Source organism: Tardiphaga sp. GW822-FHT04G09, assembly GCF_058800725.1.
On the sequence record NZ_JBXAMO010000002.1, the window covers coordinates 275,787 to 290,487 of the forward strand.

The 14,701-nt window shown below is 61.8% G+C and carries 14 protein-coding genes; 6 read left to right on the forward strand and 8 right to left on the reverse strand.

The features are described from left to right. Window positions 1-55: 55 nt before the first annotated feature. From AC1RLZ_RS05035 to AC1RLZ_RS05050, 4 genes are all read right to left on the reverse strand, one after another. Window positions 56-559 (reverse strand): DUF1993 domain-containing protein, encoded by a 504-nt coding sequence (locus AC1RLZ_RS05035; protein ID WP_371421779.1) that lies wholly within the window; start codon window positions 557-559, stop codon window positions 56-58. A 168-nt stretch (window positions 560-727) separates the two neighbouring features. After that, window positions 728-1,963 carry a lytic murein transglycosylase gene (locus tag AC1RLZ_RS05040; protein WP_493187724.1) on the reverse strand — a complete coding sequence of 412 codons (1,236 nt, stop codon included), beginning with the start codon at window positions 1,961-1,963 and terminating at the stop codon, window positions 728-730. Window positions 1,964-2,023: 60 nt separating this feature from the next. Beyond that, entirely contained in the window at window positions 2,024-2,923 is a 900-nt protein-coding gene (locus AC1RLZ_RS05045) for an HNH endonuclease (protein WP_493187725.1), read from the reverse strand. A 46-nt stretch (window positions 2,924-2,969) separates the two neighbouring features. Beyond that, complete coding sequence (locus AC1RLZ_RS05050; protein ID WP_493187726.1) at window positions 2,970-4,415, reverse strand: helix-turn-helix domain-containing protein; 1,446 nt, start codon at window positions 4,413-4,415, stop codon at window positions 2,970-2,972. A gap of 212 nt (window positions 4,416-4,627) precedes the next feature. Here AC1RLZ_RS05050 and AC1RLZ_RS05055 point away from each other — a divergent pair, with 212 nt between their 5' ends. Together AC1RLZ_RS05055 and AC1RLZ_RS05060 are read left to right on the forward strand one after the other, a co-directional pair. Then, window positions 4,628-4,837 carry a DUF4170 domain-containing protein gene (locus AC1RLZ_RS05055; RefSeq protein WP_371421776.1) on the forward strand — a complete coding sequence of 70 codons (210 nt, stop codon included), beginning with the start codon at window positions 4,628-4,630 and terminating at the stop codon, window positions 4,835-4,837. A 295-nt stretch (window positions 4,838-5,132) separates the two neighbouring features. Then, window positions 5,133-5,639, forward strand: coding sequence for a hypothetical protein (locus AC1RLZ_RS05060; protein ID WP_493187995.1), 507 nt, complete (start codon window positions 5,133-5,135; stop codon window positions 5,637-5,639). A gap of 102 nt (window positions 5,640-5,741) precedes the next feature. Here AC1RLZ_RS05060 and AC1RLZ_RS05065 read toward each other — a convergent pair whose 3' ends face one another. Then, a complete protein-coding gene (locus AC1RLZ_RS05065; RefSeq protein ID WP_371421775.1) occupies window positions 5,742-6,623 on the reverse strand; it encodes a metallophosphoesterase family protein in 882 nt (293 codons plus the stop codon). A gap of 138 nt (window positions 6,624-6,761) precedes the next feature. Between AC1RLZ_RS05065 and AC1RLZ_RS05070 the strand changes: the two genes are divergently transcribed. Then, on the forward strand, window positions 6,762-7,250 hold the full coding sequence (locus AC1RLZ_RS05070) for an NUDIX domain-containing protein (RefSeq protein WP_493187727.1): 489 nt from the start codon (window positions 6,762-6,764) through the stop codon (window positions 7,248-7,250). 57 nt (window positions 7,251-7,307) lie between these two features. Further along, window positions 7,308-7,820: a GNAT family N-acetyltransferase gene (locus AC1RLZ_RS05075; protein WP_371421773.1), complete on the forward strand. Its 513-nt coding sequence runs from the start codon at window positions 7,308-7,310 to the stop codon at window positions 7,818-7,820. A gap of 74 nt (window positions 7,821-7,894) precedes the next feature. Here AC1RLZ_RS05075 and AC1RLZ_RS05080 read toward each other — a convergent pair whose 3' ends face one another. The 3 genes from AC1RLZ_RS05080 to AC1RLZ_RS05090 form a co-directional block, all read right to left on the reverse strand. Next, window positions 7,895-10,249: a TonB-dependent receptor gene (locus AC1RLZ_RS05080; protein WP_493187728.1), complete on the reverse strand. Its 2,355-nt coding sequence runs from the start codon at window positions 10,247-10,249 to the stop codon at window positions 7,895-7,897. Window positions 10,250-10,373: 124 nt separating this feature from the next. Then, entirely contained in the window at window positions 10,374-10,751 is a 378-nt protein-coding gene (locus AC1RLZ_RS05085) for a DUF2946 family protein (protein WP_493187729.1), read from the reverse strand. A 201-nt stretch (window positions 10,752-10,952) separates the two neighbouring features. Further along, on the reverse strand, window positions 10,953-11,879 hold the full coding sequence (locus tag AC1RLZ_RS05090) for a LysR family transcriptional regulator (RefSeq protein ID WP_493187730.1): 927 nt from the start codon (window positions 11,877-11,879) through the stop codon (window positions 10,953-10,955). 101 nt (window positions 11,880-11,980) lie between these two features. On the opposite strand from AC1RLZ_RS05090, the gene AC1RLZ_RS05095 reads away from it, so the two are divergent. Beyond that, window positions 11,981-13,699, forward strand: coding sequence for an FAD-dependent oxidoreductase (locus tag AC1RLZ_RS05095; RefSeq protein ID WP_493187731.1), 1,719 nt, complete (start codon window positions 11,981-11,983; stop codon window positions 13,697-13,699). Beyond that, window positions 13,696-14,682: a Bug family tripartite tricarboxylate transporter substrate binding protein gene (locus tag AC1RLZ_RS05100; RefSeq protein WP_493187732.1), complete on the forward strand. Its 987-nt coding sequence runs from the start codon at window positions 13,696-13,698 to the stop codon at window positions 14,680-14,682. The genes AC1RLZ_RS05095 and AC1RLZ_RS05100 overlap by 4 nt, the downstream gene beginning before the upstream one ends. The last annotated feature ends 19 nt before the right edge of the window (window positions 14,683-14,701 follow it).

The window sequence follows — 14,701 nt, forward strand, 5'->3', positions numbered from 1 at the left end:
CATGATCTCTCCATCGTGCCGTCGGCAGTCGATTATCCTGTGGCGATCACGCGTCTTACTGCGCGCCGAGGAAGTCGCGCTTGCCCACATCGATACCGCACATCCGCAGGATGCCGTGGGCGGTGGTGACGTGGAAATAGAAGCTTGGCAGCGAGAAGCTGGTGAGGAATTCCTGGCCTGACATGGTGGTGGTCTTGCCGGGGCCGGTGGGGAAGGTGATCTCCCGGGTTTCGCCGCCGTCGAATTGGGCGGGCTTGTAGTTCTTCAGGTAATCGACGGTTCTGGTGATGCGCGCCTGCAATTCATCGAAGGTCGTCTCGGTGTCCGGTACCGCCGGCACTTCGCTGCCCGAGAGGCGCGCGCTGCCCTTGGTGGCGAAATCGCAGGAGAGCTGGACCTGCCGGCTCAGCGGAAGCATGTCCGGGAAGAGCCGTGTGCCGAGCAGGACGCCGGGCTCGATCTTCCTTGCGGCAGCATAGGCTTCGGCCTTTTTCAGGCTCGCGGACAAGCTGCCCAGCATCTGCAGATAGGCGGGCACGACAGAATCATAGAACGGCATGTGGATGCTCTTTTGTGATGTGTTTCGAGGCACAGCGGCGGGTTTCGAAAAAGATGCTGCTGCATGGACTTGGGGCGCAGCCAGCCGAATTCAACCGCCGCGGCCTCACAAAAGAGAAGAAATTTCGAGCACCGTCCCGATAAGTGGATACCGTTTCTCGGATCAGACTTAGCGCCCGGATCTCAATGCAGCGAGTAACTCGGCCGTAGGCCAGGAATCCGCCGGCAGGCCGAATTTGACCTGCATGGCTTTGACGGCCGTGCGGCTCTGCTGGCCGAGGATGCCGTCGATCTTGCCGACATTGAAGCCGCGCTTTGCCAGCAGTTGCTGCAGCTCGCGCAATTCGGGATGTGACAGCTGCGCGACGGGGGCGGAGGGTTGCCGCATCTTGGATGCGCCATTGATGCGGGTGGCGAGATAGGCCGCGGTGGTCGAATAGATCAGCGAGTTGTTCCATTCCGTATAGGCGGCGAAATTAGCGTAAGCGAGGAAGGCGGGGCCGTACCGTCCCATCGGCAGCAGCAGCGATGCCGGCATGCTGTCATTCGGCAGTGGCCGCCCGTCGGGATAGGAGACGCCGAATGACGCCCATTTGGCGCGCGACAACTGGATGGTGAGATCGGCCTGATCCCACGGCACGTTGTCGGTGACCCGCACCTCCTGCAACCACGGTTCGCCGCGCCGCCATTTCAGGCCGGTGGAAATATAGTGGGCGGTGGAGCCGATCACGTCGGCGGGGCTGCGCAGCAAATTGCGATGGCCGTCGCCGTCATAGTCTACGGCATAGTTGAAGTAATGCGTCGGCAGGAATTGCGTCTGGCCGAGCTCGCCGGCCCATGATCCGATCATCTCCGCCGGCGACAAGTCGCCGCGATCGATGATCTTCAGCGCGGCGATGGTCTCGTCCTGAAACATCTTCGAGCGCCGGCAGTCATAGGCTAGCGAGACCAGTGAACGCAGCGTCTGCAGATTGCCCATCTGCACGCCGAAATCGCTCTCCAGCGCCCAGAACGCGGCGATGACCGCTGGCGGTACGCCATACTCTTTCTCTGCACGCGCAAAGGCTGCGGCGTTCTGCTTGATCTTGAGCTGCCCGTTCTGCATTCGGTAGTCCGCGGCCATGCGTCCGGCGAACTGCGTGAACAACTGCCCGAATACGCGCTGCCCACGGTCGCGATTGACGATGCCCTGGTCGTAGACGAGGTAAGGCGAGGCCTCCGCCATCGCGCGCTGCGATACGCCGGCAGTGACGGCCTGCTGTTTCAGTCCGGCGAGGAATTGATCGAAACTCTGGCCGCCATGGCAGGACGCGCCGCGTTGGGCGGAGGCAGGGGGGGAGAGAGTAGTAGCAGTCAAGACCGCGACGACTGCCGCAACTTGCTTCAACACCGATATTCGCAGCATGAGCAGTCCTCTCTCCACGTCATGCCCGGGCTTGACCTGGGCATCCACGTCTTACAACGGCTATTGCTTAAAACAATGATCGCGATGCCAACTTAGGAAATGCGGATGCGGGCGCTGAGACGCTCGCTGAGGTGGAAGTGCACGACCGTTTTTATTCACAAGAGCGCGCACGCTCTCAAAGTCATTCACGTGGCGCGAAATCATGATTTCGAGATTGTCCGAAAGGCTGATTAACCCACGATCAAACATCCAGTGAGCTGTGCCCGAAAGAGCGATTCCGTTGTTGATGATATCTGGGCCATTCGCTTCGACCGGTCGGATGTGAGCCGCGTCGACTTCTGCCCGACCGCCACCATTGATCAACTTCAGTCCGGTTACTGCGCAGCGTCGGTCGTAAGCATCAAGGATAACGCGGCGAAAAGTCCGATCCCGCACAGTTCTTGAGGTAAGGAAGCTCAGGCGATCTCGCGTTTCTTCGAATTGGAAGGGGGCTTGCTCCTCATTGAGATGGGGAGGCGACGCGATGTCACCAATTCTTGGTAGGATCTGAACGGTCTCATCTAGCCCGCGCGTAATAATACGTTCGAAATCGCTAGGGTTTATTGGACGAACTGCCGACTGGGCTCGTCCTGAAATCCGCCCCTGCTCATTGAGGACCCCGCGTTCAACGACGCCGTCAGTGTCGGAAAATGGAACTGGGGTCCCAAATTCGAGATAGCTCGATGGCTCGATTAACGCGAGGTACATACTCGCTGCTGAAGGATCGGGGATGATCTGCTGAACTTTGGCAATGGCAAAGTAACCACGCGTCGCTTCGACCTTACGTGGTTCATAATAAACGATCCAATCGCCAACGAAGTTCTCCGCGCGACTAAGATACTGGCTGGGAAATTGATACTGCTCAGCCGGGCTGTCGTCGTAGATCGAATCCGTACGATGAATGAAGACCCCAAATCCCATGCGGTCTGTATAGCATGGCTTTTCCCTATGCCCAGATCGTTATGAGTTACAACTCTCGCGCATTACTAAACGCAAAACTCGACACCCGCCGCGTGTTCTCGTCCAGGATCAGGCTGCGCGTGATCGGCGCCTCGGCGCGTTGGCTGCAGTTCTCGCGTTCGCAGAGGCGGCAGTTCACGCCGATCGGCGTCCCCTCGGTTTTTTCCAGATCGAGGCCTGCGGAATAGACGAGCTTGCCGGCGTGGCGGATCTCGCAGCCGAGGCCGATGGCGAAGCGCGGTTGCGGCTGGGGATGCGGCGCCGCGGGCCGGCGCAGCGTCTGCGCCAGCGAAAAGTAGCGGCTGCCATCGGGCAGTTCGATCACCTGGCTCAGCAGGCGGTCCGGCGTGTCGAAGGTCGAGTGCACGTTCCATAGCGGGCAGGTGCCGCCAAATTTCGAAAACGGGAAGGTGCCGGACGAGAACCGCTTCGAGACGTTACCGGCATTGTCGACGCGCAGCATGAAGAACGGCACGCCGCGCGCGTTCGGCCGCTGCAGCGTGGTCAGGCGATGGCAGATTTGCTCGAAGCCGACATTGAAACGCTGGCCGAGCACCTGCACGTCGTAGCTCAACGCTTCTGCCGCGGCATGAAACGCGCCGTAAGGCATCAGCACGGCGGCGGCGAAGTAGTTCGCCAGCGTGATGCGATAGAGCCGGCGCGGCGTGTCGTCGAGCGGTCCGGCGCGGCCGATGATGCTTTCGAAATTGGACGAACACTCGACGAGGCCGATCTGGAACGCGACCTGAAACGCGCGGCCGGGTGCATCGACCATTTCCGAGATCAACAATTGCCGGCGATGCCGGTCGAACCGCCTTAACGTTTCGCGCATGACGTCCACCGGCATGATGCGGGTGACGATCGAATATTTGTCACGCAGCCGCGTGCTCAGCGCCGCAAACAGATCCTGCGACGGCACGCTGATTTCGTCGCGCAGGCCCTCGGCCACCGTTTCGAGTTCGGGAAAGTAGTTGCGGTTGGCCTCGATAAGGTCGCGCACGCGCTCGATCGGATTGGCCTCGAACTGCGCGCCCTCTTGGCGATCGGCCATCTGCGCCGCCACCATGGTCTCGCCGCGCCGCGCTTCGGTATAGGCTGCATAGAGCCGCTGCAACGAATGCGTGACGCCGGGACAAAGTTCGGCAAGGTCGCGCAATTCCTGCTTCGGCAAATCGATCTGGCGAAACAGCGGATCGGAAAAGATCTCGTTCAGCTCTGCAAAGAAACGATCCTCATCCGCAGTCGCGAGGTCGCGCAGATCGAGGTCGTAGGTTTCAGCCAGCCGCAACAGGAGTTGCGCGGTGACCGGCCGCTGGTTGCGCTCGATCAAATTGATGTAACTAGGCGAAATCCCGAGACCTTCGGCCATCTGGGTTTGGGACAGCCCCTGTTGCTGCCGGATACGCCGGAAGCGCGGTCCCACGAACAGTTTCTTGCCCGACTCGCCCGCCATACGCGTCAATTCCTGGTTCCGAGTCGCCGCCTCGGCTGGTATTTGTGACAAAATTGACAAAATGACATTTATTACAAGTCGCGATGTTACATCACATCACCATTCAAACGCAAGCTATCTGGTGGATTTGGCCGATATGGAGTTATCTCCTTACACGGTGAATGCATCGCATGTCACGAATGTCGATTTGAAAGATAGAACAGGAGCACGACATGTCACACGGTAGCAATTTCTGGGTCATCGGCGGCGAGTTCGGTTCGATGAACTTCCACAAGCTGGTCGAAGGCTCGGCCCAGGTGCAGGGTCCGTTCAAGACGCGCAAGCAGGCCGAAGAGGCCTGGAAGATCGTGTCTGAAGAGAATCGCCACCGTGCCGGCGTCCGCTTTTCCATCGTCGAAGAGCCGAGCCGCCAGGTCGCCTGAGACTGACAAGGTCGCTTGAGGCTGACATCGCCAGCGGGCGTTACGGCCGCTGGATTGTCTCAAGCCTGTCCCTGGTTTGCCGCATAAGAAAACGTCCAAGGAAATCAACGGCCTCATCCGGGCAACCGGGTGGGGCCGTTGGTGCGTTCGGGGTGCAAGTAGCTGGAAACAAACGGCCTTTCCGGCACTTATGGTAGCTGATAGCTTAATGTCGGCGGCTGCCGCGCTTGAGGCAGCCAGAAAGAGGTCCAGCGTGGCGAGTAACGGGACGAAGCCTGTCGAGGAAGCCAAGCCGATGCGTCTGCGCGACGCCCTGCGCAAGGCCCGTATCGAGGCAGCCGATCGCACCGGTGTGGTCGTCGAATTGCGGGATGCCGAAGTGGCGCGCCTCGAGATACTCAACGAGGCGCTCGATCCACTGTTTGCCGAGATTCCTGATGGCATCGAGATGTTCGACCGGGGCGTCAGCCAGGGCGACACGCCGCGGCTGTGGATTGACATGGTCGCCCATGTCGCGATGGGACGCGACAAGCGCATATATCGCTTCGTGCAGGACACCCGCCATGGCCGCGTGGTGCTGGCGGAGGCTCATGATATTCCGGTCATCGTGAAGGCCGTGACCGACTATGTCGCGCGCCGCATGATCGAACGCGAACATGCGATGGTGACAACGTGGCCGCCGCTTGTGCCGACACTGGTGAAGAAACCGCGCAGCAGATTCTGGCCGTTCCTGTTTGGCATTGTAGTCGGCATCGCAGGGTTATTTGCCCTGGCGTTGTTAGTATCCGTGCGCGGACACTAGTCGCTCGTCATTGCGAGGAGCGAAGCGACGCGGCAATCCAGAAAGCCGCAAACAAAGCAAGAACTGGATCGCCTCGCTCGCAATGACGTGGAGAGAGCGGGGTTACAGCATCACCCGCTTGATCTCATGCACCATGTTGCCATCGCCGAACCCGCGCACCGTCTGTTCGCAGCGCCAGCGTTCGCCGTCGCGTTCGATGGCGAACAGATTATACGCCGCCGCCGGCTTGCGGCCGTGTGCGATGGATGACGCCGACGGCACGCCGATAGCGGGAATGCGCCGCTGCGGGCCGTCGAACCACATGGTCGAATGAATGTGGTCGTGGCCGTGCAGGATCAGTTCGACGCCATGGCGTTTCAGCAGCGCCTGCAGCGTGTCGGAATCCGTCAAGCGCTTTTGCCAATGCTGTGAGCGCAGCGGATGATGGATCAGCAGCACACGAAACAGATGTGCGTCCGCGAGCGCCGCAAGCATGCGATCGAGCTCGTCATGCTGCTCCGGCCTGAGCCAGCCTGTGGCCATGAAGGGCGCGGTCGGCACACTGGATGACACGCCGATCAGCGCCAGCGGACCGCGGATGCGCAGGAATGGAAAGCGCGTCTTCGCGGTATCGTCACTACGCATGTAATCGCCAAAGGTTTCGGCAAAGCGCTGCGCCGCTCCGCGCACATAGGCGTCGTGATTGCCGGGGACCAGCGAGACATGATCGGGCGTGCCCACGCTTTCGATCCAGCGCCGTGCGCGCGGGAATTCCGCTGCCAATGCGAGGTTCACGAGATCGCCGGTCACGGCGATATGGTCCGGCTGCTGCGCCTGCATGTCGCTGACGATGACATCCAGCATATCGCGGCGGTGGATCAGGTGCCGGTTGCGCCGCCAGTTCAGGTAACCAAGCACGCGCTGCCCCAGGAGCTCGCGCCATTGCGGCTCCGGCATCGGCGGAACATGCGGATCGGACAGATGCGCGAGGGTGAAGGCCGTCATAGGAAGCGATCCGCCCCTGCGCGTGTGTGAACAAGCCGGCTCAATGCGCCCTCATGCCTGTGAAATCCCTGCATGTTTTGGCAAGGTGGGGCATATGACGCAAGCACCCACCGTGTCGCCAGCCAGGAATTTGCCGCGATGACCTCACCGACGTTGCGGCAACGGCTGGAGCCGATCCTGCGCAAATGCGTGCATCTCTATTTCCGCTTCGCGCGCGGCATGACCCTGGGTGTCCGCGCCGTGGTGCTCGACGACGCCAATCGCGTGTTTCTGGTCCGGCATACGTATGTCACCGGCTGGTATCTGCCCGGCGGCGGCGTCGAGGTTGGCCAGACCTTTCGCGAGGCGCTGGACATGGAGCTGCGCGAAGAAGGCCGTATCGAACTCACCGGCGAGCCGGTTCTGCATGGCGTGTTTCTCAACAGCCATGTCTCAATCCGCGACCATGTGGCGGTCTATGTGGTCAGGCAGTTCCGGCAGGACCGGTTGCCCGAGCCCAATCGCGAAATCGCCGAAGCCGGCTTCTTCGCCCTCGATGCCCTGCCTCACGATACCACGGAGGGCACCCGGATGCGGCTGGCCGAGATCTTCGACGGCAGGCCGATCAGCGCCACCTGGCGGGTCTGATCCCGTCCGCCCGGGCAATGGACCGCGCGCCCGCCAAATGCTATCCCGCCTCCCGACATGAATGACCTTTCTCTGACCATCCTGGCGGAAACCGCCAATGACGCCCAGATCATCGAGCGGCTGCATGCCCGCACCTTCGGCCCGGGCCGCTACGTGCTGTCAGCCTACCGGCTGCGTGAACATGTCAGCCATCTACTCGATCTGTCCTTCACGGCACGGATTGGCACGCTGCTCGTCGGCTCGGTCCGGCAATTGCCGATCTGTGTGGGCGATACGCCGGCATTGCTGCTCGGTCCGCTGACCGTCGAGCCGCCGTTCCGCAGCCGCGGCGTCGGCCGCAAGCTGCTGGATCGCGCCATCGAGGATGCGCGCAAGAAGGGCCACAAGCTCATCGTGCTGGTTGGCGACGAGCCCTATTACCGCCGGGTCGGGTTCAAGGCGATCCCGAAGGGCAATGTGACCATGCCCGGTCCCGTCGATCAGAACCGGCTGCTGGTTCTGGAGCTGGTGGCAGGAGCCGCTGCGGGTCTTGCGGGCGCTGTGCGGCCGGACTGGGACGCGGCGAAGTAACTTCTCCACCAAGCACTGTCATTCCGGGTTTGCGCCGAAGTCGCCGCATCCCGGAATGACGAGTGCAGGTTGCTCTAGAACTTCACACTCGCAAAAGCCCGCACATTCAGCCCGGGCTGAAGCACGTTGTCCTTGTTATAGGACACCGCATTGCGAATGTTTTCGTTGAGCAGATTGTTGCCGACAACGCCGAGGGTCATTTCCTTGGCGCCGTAGATGCGCGGATCGAGCAGCGTCTTGTAGCTCAGTTCCGCCTTCAGCAGATTGTAGCCCGATGTCGGCGTTTCCGCGATCGGGGCGATGTCGTTCTGCGCGAAGGCATGCAGCAGGTTCACGCGGGCGAACCAGTTGGCATCGCGCCAGAACAGGCCGCCGCCGGCACGCACCGGCGGGATACGCGGCACATTGGTGCCGTCGCTGAAGGTCGCGCGGACGATGTCGGCCTGGGTCTCGATGCCCCATGTGCCCCCATAGATCTGCGCAACATCGAGCTGGCTCTGGAATTCACCGCCGCGGAAGGTGGCGTCACGCTGCGAATAGATCGCCTGGTTCAGTTCGAGGCCGAGGCCGGCCTGGCAGACGCCATCTCCGCAGGTGTTGCCGGTCAGGCGACGATAGATGAAGCCGTTATACTGCGTGTAGTAGCCGGTGAGCTCGAAGCGGAACGGGCCGGCAGCGCGGCGCAGGCCGAGTTCGACCGACTTCGCCGTCTCGATACCGAGATTGGGATTGCCGATATCGAAAGTCTCGGTCGCATCATGTCCGCCGCGGGAGAACAGTTCAGCGGGCTTCGGCGCTCGCTCGGTATATTGCGCGGTGACGCTGGCGGAGAGCCCATACCATGGCAGATCCTGGATCAGGCCGATGCTTCCGCTCTTTGGCGTGAAGGTGAGATTACGGCCAACGGCCGGCCCGATGGCGCCGGGATCGGCATTGAGATCGAACTCGTTCGGGATCGATGAAGGCGTCGTGCCCGACAGCTCGACATGCTCGATGCGGCCCGCGATCTGGGCCTTCGTGGTCTCGGTGAACTTGAATTCGTTGAAGCTGTAGCCCGCAACCCTTGTGTTCTTGTTCGGATCCCACAGACCATTGAGAGGACTGCCGATGTCATCGGGGCTCGGTGCCGTCAGTTCCTGATGATTGACCTGCAGGCCGAAGGCCGAGGTGATCGTGGCGAAGCGCGCGTTGAAGGGCATCATCTGCACTTCGAGCCGGCCTTCCTGCTCCTTGTTGGTGAAGGTCTGGCGCACGCCGTCGGACAAGAGGTCGCTGGCGTCGGCAAGGCCGACCTCGTTGTGCTTGTAGTTGGTCGCGCCGACCCAGAAGCGGATCGCTTCGATTGCCGCGGCGTCCGGGCGATATTCGCCCTTGGCCGTGAATTTGGTTTGCTGACCGGCGATACGGGTGCCGACCTGCGCGCCTTCAGCGCCCGGAATGCGATAGGTCGTGTTGTTCTGCGTGATCGCCGCGCCGATGTAACCGCCGGTGAAGAAATACGATCCTCCGACCGAGGCGCCAGCCGACTGGTTCGACGAATTCGGCTGCTTGCCGTTGAAGGCAAGGCCGGGCTCGGCATAGGGATAGCTCGGTACGTTGTAGTCGCCGGCCTTGCGGCCATAGACGTCGGCATGGACGGCGACATTGCCGCCGCCGGCATCGAGCAGGATGCCGCCATCAACACCGCGATCCACCGAACTGAACGAGGTGCGGACTTCGGCATTCATGCAGCCCGGCGCCGCGAGACCGGCGGCCGGCGCCTTCGCCGGCATGCCGTAGCTCTGGAACGGCGCTGCCACGGCGCAGTTCGGCAGCGCATCGGGGATCCGATTGTTCGACGCGCTGACCACGCCGCCGATCGATTGCGAGCCGTAGCGCAGCGTCGCCGGGCCGCGGATCACCTCAACCTGATTGGTGGCAAATGGATCGACGGGTACGAAATGATCTTCGCCGAGATCGGATGCGCCGTTACTGCCAATGCCGTTCTCAACAATGCCGACGCGATTGACGTCGAGGCCCCTGATGATCGGCCGGCTCGACGCGCCCGGCGCGTAGCCGGAGCCGGTGATGCCGGGCTTGTTGGCGAGGAGGTCGCCGAGCGTCGAGGCGCCGGAGCGGCGGATTTCGTCATTCGGCACCACGGTAACGGTGGCGAACTGATCGGTGACGATCGGGAGTTCGCCCTGCTGGGCTTGTACAACAGGCTCCGCTTCAACGGGCACCGGGGCAGCATTGCGGTTCGGCGCGGGGCGCGTGACATGGGTATGTGCGGTGCGCGACGGCACCGGCTTGCGGCGCACGATCGGGCTCGGCGCGGTGACTTCCACGGGGGGGAGCTGCGTCTGCGCCAGCGCGGATGGCGGGAGGCAGCTCAGTCCCACGACGGCGGATGTGCCGAGCAGGAGGGCGCGCTTGAATTGAATCGACATAGATTTGTCCTGACTTCACCGGCTGCGCGGTCTGTGCGCTTGGGCCGGAACTCGCGGTACCGCGAATCTGACTTCGGTTACGCCGTTCGCGAGGAATTCGCGGCGGCGATCGTCAAATGGCGTGTCAGGATGCAGGAGGGCCGCGCGGCTGCGACGCGCCGCTGATGGCGTCGAGATGGTCAAATTCGGCTTCGGTGATCCGCTGCAGCAAGACGGTGGCCCGCGGCAGCAAAAGAACCGGCGGCGTGGCGAACAACGCCGTGCCCGCCATCGCCATGACGGCACAGATCGCGCAGGGATCGGTCGCGCGATGATGGTGGTCGGTATCGGAGGTGGCCGGCGTCTGCGCTGCAGCGCTGGCCGCGCGCGCGATGGTTGCGTCGAGAGGGGCCGCATGCACCGTCCCGCCATGGACATGGCCGAACGACAGAATAAGCTGCACTGCCAGCGCGAACAGCGCCAGCTTTGCCCCATTCCTGATATTCGTCCGAAACCACTTCATGCCGACAGGCCGCCCCGCATCGGGCGGCGGAGAGGTCCACCAGCGCCGATGTTATATTGTAACATCGCGTAGCAGGTGGCCGGGTGTCAACGGTCAGTCATCTCCGGACACAGAAACCCGGCAGGCTGTGGGATTACGGCAACGCTTGGCGTCGATCGATGTTGGTCAATCGCCGATGACAAGAGACATCGCAAATGTGCGTTACACCGTCGGGCGCCTTGCAATGGCCGTCGCGTGTGCGCTGGCCAGTACATGCGCCGTCGTCTTCTGAAACCGCAACGCTGCGGGTGACAGGCTGCGACCGGTTTGCTGAATCCAGGACAGTTGCCGCGTGATCGCCGGTCGCACGAGCTGGAAAGCGATCAGGCCCGGATATTGCTCGGTCGGCATCATATAGGAGGGCAGGATCGCATAGCCGATGCCCTTCGCCGTCATCGAGAGCGCCGTGTTGATGAGGGATACTTCATGGGTCGGGGTCAGCACCTTGCCGTCGCGCCCCAACCGTCTGTCGATCTGTGCGCGGATCAGCGTGTCGCGATGCATCGCAATGGTCGGCAGATCAGCAAGTTCATCCCACGATAGCGTTTGCATTGCTGCGATCGGACAACCAGGCCAGCCGATGGCGCTGAGACGTCCTCTCACCAGAGGCGTCAGCGTCACCTCGGGTACCGGGCCATCCACGCTGCCGATGGCGAATTCGGCGTCTGACGCGAGCAGCGCGCTTACAAGCTGATCGGATGCGACATCGCGCATGATGACATCAACGTCGGGATAAGCGGTGCGGAATGTCGCGAGCACTGCCGGCATGAGCGCGGAGGCTGCACCGGCCGATGCGACGAAGACGACTGTGCCGCTCCGTGCTTCCGACAGGCTGCGCATCTGACGCGTGAGGCTGAGCGCGTCGCCCAACATACGCTCTGCAGCTCGGACTGCGTCGCGTCCGGCTGCGGTCGGTATACACGACCGTGTCGTGCGATCGAACATTGGCAGGCCCAGCTGCAATTCAAGTTGGCGGAGCAGCAGGCTGACCGCGGCCTGGGTGATGTGAAGTTCTTGAGCTGCGCGCGTCATCGAGCCCGTACGGCTGACCGCGACCAGTGCTTCCAGTTGGCGAAGGGTGATATTCATGAGGTAATCTTATCAATCAATACTGGAAAAGCGACTTCTCTTATCAAGAGTTGTGGCTAGCTTCAACGTAACGCGCGCAGACGCGGTCGAGGGAGCGAGCCATGCAAGACTATGAGACATCCGTCGTTATTGTCGGCGCAGGACCTGTGGGTCTCACCGCTGCCCTCGATCTCGCATCCAGAGGGATAGACGTGATCGTGCTCGAGACCCGGCACGCCGGCGAGCCGCCCAATGTCAAATGCAATCATGTTTCGGCGCGGTCGATGGAGGTTTTTCGTCGGCTCGGCATCGTGGCCCAGATCCGCGACGCCGGTCTGCCGCCCGACTTTCCCAACGATTGTTCGTATCGCACGACCGCAACGGGCATCGAACTCAGCCGGATCGTCATTCCGTCGCGCGCGACGCGCTACACCGCAACGGATGGACCCGACACGTGGTGGCCGACACCCGAGCCGCCGCACCGCATCAATCAGATCTATCTGGAACCTGTCTTGTTTGCGAACGCTGCCGCCAATCCCAGGATTACCATTCTGTCCCGCACCGAGATGGTGCATTTCGATCAGGATATATCGGGTGTCTCGGTCAACGCTCGCGCGCTCGACGAGGACCGATCCTTCACCATTCGTGCCAAATTCCTCATTGGATGCGATGGCGGTCGCTCGCTGACGCGCAAGCTGATCGGCGCGTCTTTCGTCGGCACGCCTGCGATCCAGCGCGTTCAGTCGACCCTTATCGATGCGCCGAATCTGAAGATCCTGATGCAGCCGCACACACCGGCCTGGATGGTGCTGGCGCTCAATCCGCGACGTACCGGCACTGTCGTTGCCATCGACGGGCATGACCGGTGGCTGATCCACAATCACCTCAAACCGGACGAGCCGGAATTCGATTCGGTCGATCGCGACTGGTCTATCCGTACAATTCTGGGCGTCGGGCCTGATTTCAATTACAAGATCGTCAGCAAAGAAGACTGGGTCGGGCGTCGTCTCGTCGCCGATCGCTTCCGCGACCGTCGCGCCTTCATCTGCGGGGATGCCGCGCATCTCTGGATGCCTTATGCCGGCTACGGAATGAATGCCGGTATCGCCGATGCAGTTTCGCTCAGTTGGATGCTCGCAGCGCATCTCAACGGCTGGGCTGATGTTGGTCTGCTCGATGCCTATGCGGCCGAACGTCAGCCGATCACCGATCAGGTGTCGCGGTTTGCTATGGAGCATGCGCTGGCCAGCATCAGCCAGCGCGGCGCAGTACCTGCGGTGATCGAGGAAGACAGCGAAGCGGGTGCAGCGGCGCGTGCCGCGGTCGGCCGTGCCGCCTACGATCTGAACGTGAAGCAGTATTGTTGCGCGGGACTCAACTTCGGCTATTTTTACGATCAGTCGCCGGTTATCGCCTATGATGGCGAGGGACCGCCGGCCTATACGATGGGGGACTTTGAACCTTCGACGGCGCCGGGCGCGCGGATGCCGCATGTCTGGCTAAGCGATGGCCGCTCGATCTTTGACGCGATGGGGCCCGGCTATACACTGTTGCGCTACGATCCGACCTGCGACGTGACTGCGCTCAGCGAAGCCGCGCGTCGCAACGGAGTTCCTCTGACGCTGATCGATCTGTCAATCGCGGAGGCCGATGCAGGGCAACCCGATGAAACACTGCTGCTGGTGCGGCCAGATCAGCATATCGCCTGGCGTGGCCGTCTCCCTCCGTCGGATCCCGCAGCATTGATCGAACTCATTACTGGCAGAGCCGTGTCTGCTCATCGGAGTGCAGCCCCACACGAAAGCTCGGCTTCGCATACTGTTTCGGGAGCAATCGCATGACCGTATTCGCTCCTACCCGCAGGATGTTGCTTGCGGGCGCGGCCAGTTCGATCGTGGTCGGTACGAGGACGCCTGTGTGGGCCGCGTATCCTGACCAACTCATCAAGATTGTCGTCACCTTTCCGCCAGGCGGCAGCGCCGACATCTTTATTCGCGCGCTTGAACCGATCATCGCCGCAGATCTGAAGCAGGGCTTCATTGTCGAAAATCGTGGCGGCGCGGGCGGCAATATCGGCATGCAGGCCGTGGCGCAGGCCAAGCCCGACGGCTACACGCTCGGCGTGGCGCCGGCAGGCGCATTGACCATCAACCCTCACATTAGCCCGTCGACGTCTTTCGATCCGATCAAGGATCTGGCACCGATTACGCTGCTTACCGATATCCCGTTTGTGCTGGTCGCAGCGCCTGACGCCGCATTTGCCACGCTGAAAGAGGCGCTTGCGGCTGCTGCTGCAAAGCCCGGGCAACTATCGGTGGGATATGGCGGCAACGGCACCGTGATGCACATGACGGCTGCGCTGTTTCTCCAAACAACGAATGTCAAACTGACTCTGGTTCCCTATCGGGGCACAGGGCCTGCGGTGACCGATGTCCTTGCCGGGCATATTCCGCTCGCGGTGCTGGACATCCCCAGTTCGTTGGAATTGATCCGTGCCGGCCGACTGAAACCACTCGGCGTCACCAGCGCCAAGCGCGTGCCGTTCCTTCCCGAAGTACCCACACTCGATGAGCAAGGTATTGCCGGGTTTGAATCGACGGGCTGGTTCGGCCTCGTCGCTCCCGCTGCGACACCTGGCGACATCGTGACGCGCTTGAACGCCGCATTCGTCAAGGCTCTGGGAGATCCGGACGTGATCGAGAAGCTGCGGACGATCGGTGCGCAGCCGGCACCAATGACGCCGGAAGCCTTCGCCGCCTATATCCGCTCGGAAAGCGCCAAATGGGGGCGTCTCATGCGGGAGATGAACCTCGCGGCGCAATGACCCGCGCCGCTATTGCTTC

What these genes read in the sequence shown, in the direction of transcription:
- AC1RLZ_RS05035 (WP_371421779.1), bottom strand. Translation starts at nt 559, where the DNA reads ATGCCGTTCTATGATTCTGTCGTGCCCGCCTATCTGCAGATGCTGGGC.
- AC1RLZ_RS05040 (WP_493187724.1), bottom strand. Translation starts at nt 1,963, where the DNA reads ATGCTGCGAATATCGGTGTTGAAGCAAGTTGCGGCAGTCGTCGCGGTC.
- AC1RLZ_RS05045 (WP_493187725.1), bottom strand. Translation starts at nt 2,923, where the DNA reads ATGGGATTTGGGGTCTTCATTCATCGTACGGATTCGATCTACGACGAC.
- AC1RLZ_RS05050 (WP_493187726.1), bottom strand. Translation starts at nt 4,415, where the DNA reads ATGGCGGGCGAGTCGGGCAAGAAACTGTTCGTGGGACCGCGCTTCCGG.
- AC1RLZ_RS05055 (WP_371421776.1), top strand. Translation starts at nt 4,628, where the DNA reads ATGTCACACGGTAGCAATTTCTGGGTCATCGGCGGCGAGTTCGGTTCG.
- AC1RLZ_RS05060 (WP_493187995.1), top strand. Translation starts at nt 5,133, where the DNA reads ATGCGTCTGCGCGACGCCCTGCGCAAGGCCCGTATCGAGGCAGCCGAT.
- AC1RLZ_RS05065 (WP_371421775.1), bottom strand. Translation starts at nt 6,623, where the DNA reads ATGACGGCCTTCACCCTCGCGCATCTGTCCGATCCGCATGTTCCGCCG.
- AC1RLZ_RS05070 (WP_493187727.1), top strand. Translation starts at nt 6,762, where the DNA reads ATGACCTCACCGACGTTGCGGCAACGGCTGGAGCCGATCCTGCGCAAA.
- AC1RLZ_RS05075 (WP_371421773.1), top strand. Translation starts at nt 7,308, where the DNA reads ATGAATGACCTTTCTCTGACCATCCTGGCGGAAACCGCCAATGACGCC.
- AC1RLZ_RS05080 (WP_493187728.1), bottom strand. Translation starts at nt 10,249, where the DNA reads ATGTCGATTCAATTCAAGCGCGCCCTCCTGCTCGGCACATCCGCCGTC.
- AC1RLZ_RS05085 (WP_493187729.1), bottom strand. Translation starts at nt 10,751, where the DNA reads ATGAAGTGGTTTCGGACGAATATCAGGAATGGGGCAAAGCTGGCGCTG.
- AC1RLZ_RS05090 (WP_493187730.1), bottom strand. Translation starts at nt 11,879, where the DNA reads ATGAATATCACCCTTCGCCAACTGGAAGCACTGGTCGCGGTCAGCCGT.
- AC1RLZ_RS05095 (WP_493187731.1), top strand. Translation starts at nt 11,981, where the DNA reads ATGCAAGACTATGAGACATCCGTCGTTATTGTCGGCGCAGGACCTGTG.
- AC1RLZ_RS05100 (WP_493187732.1), top strand. Translation starts at nt 13,696, where the DNA reads ATGACCGTATTCGCTCCTACCCGCAGGATGTTGCTTGCGGGCGCGGCC.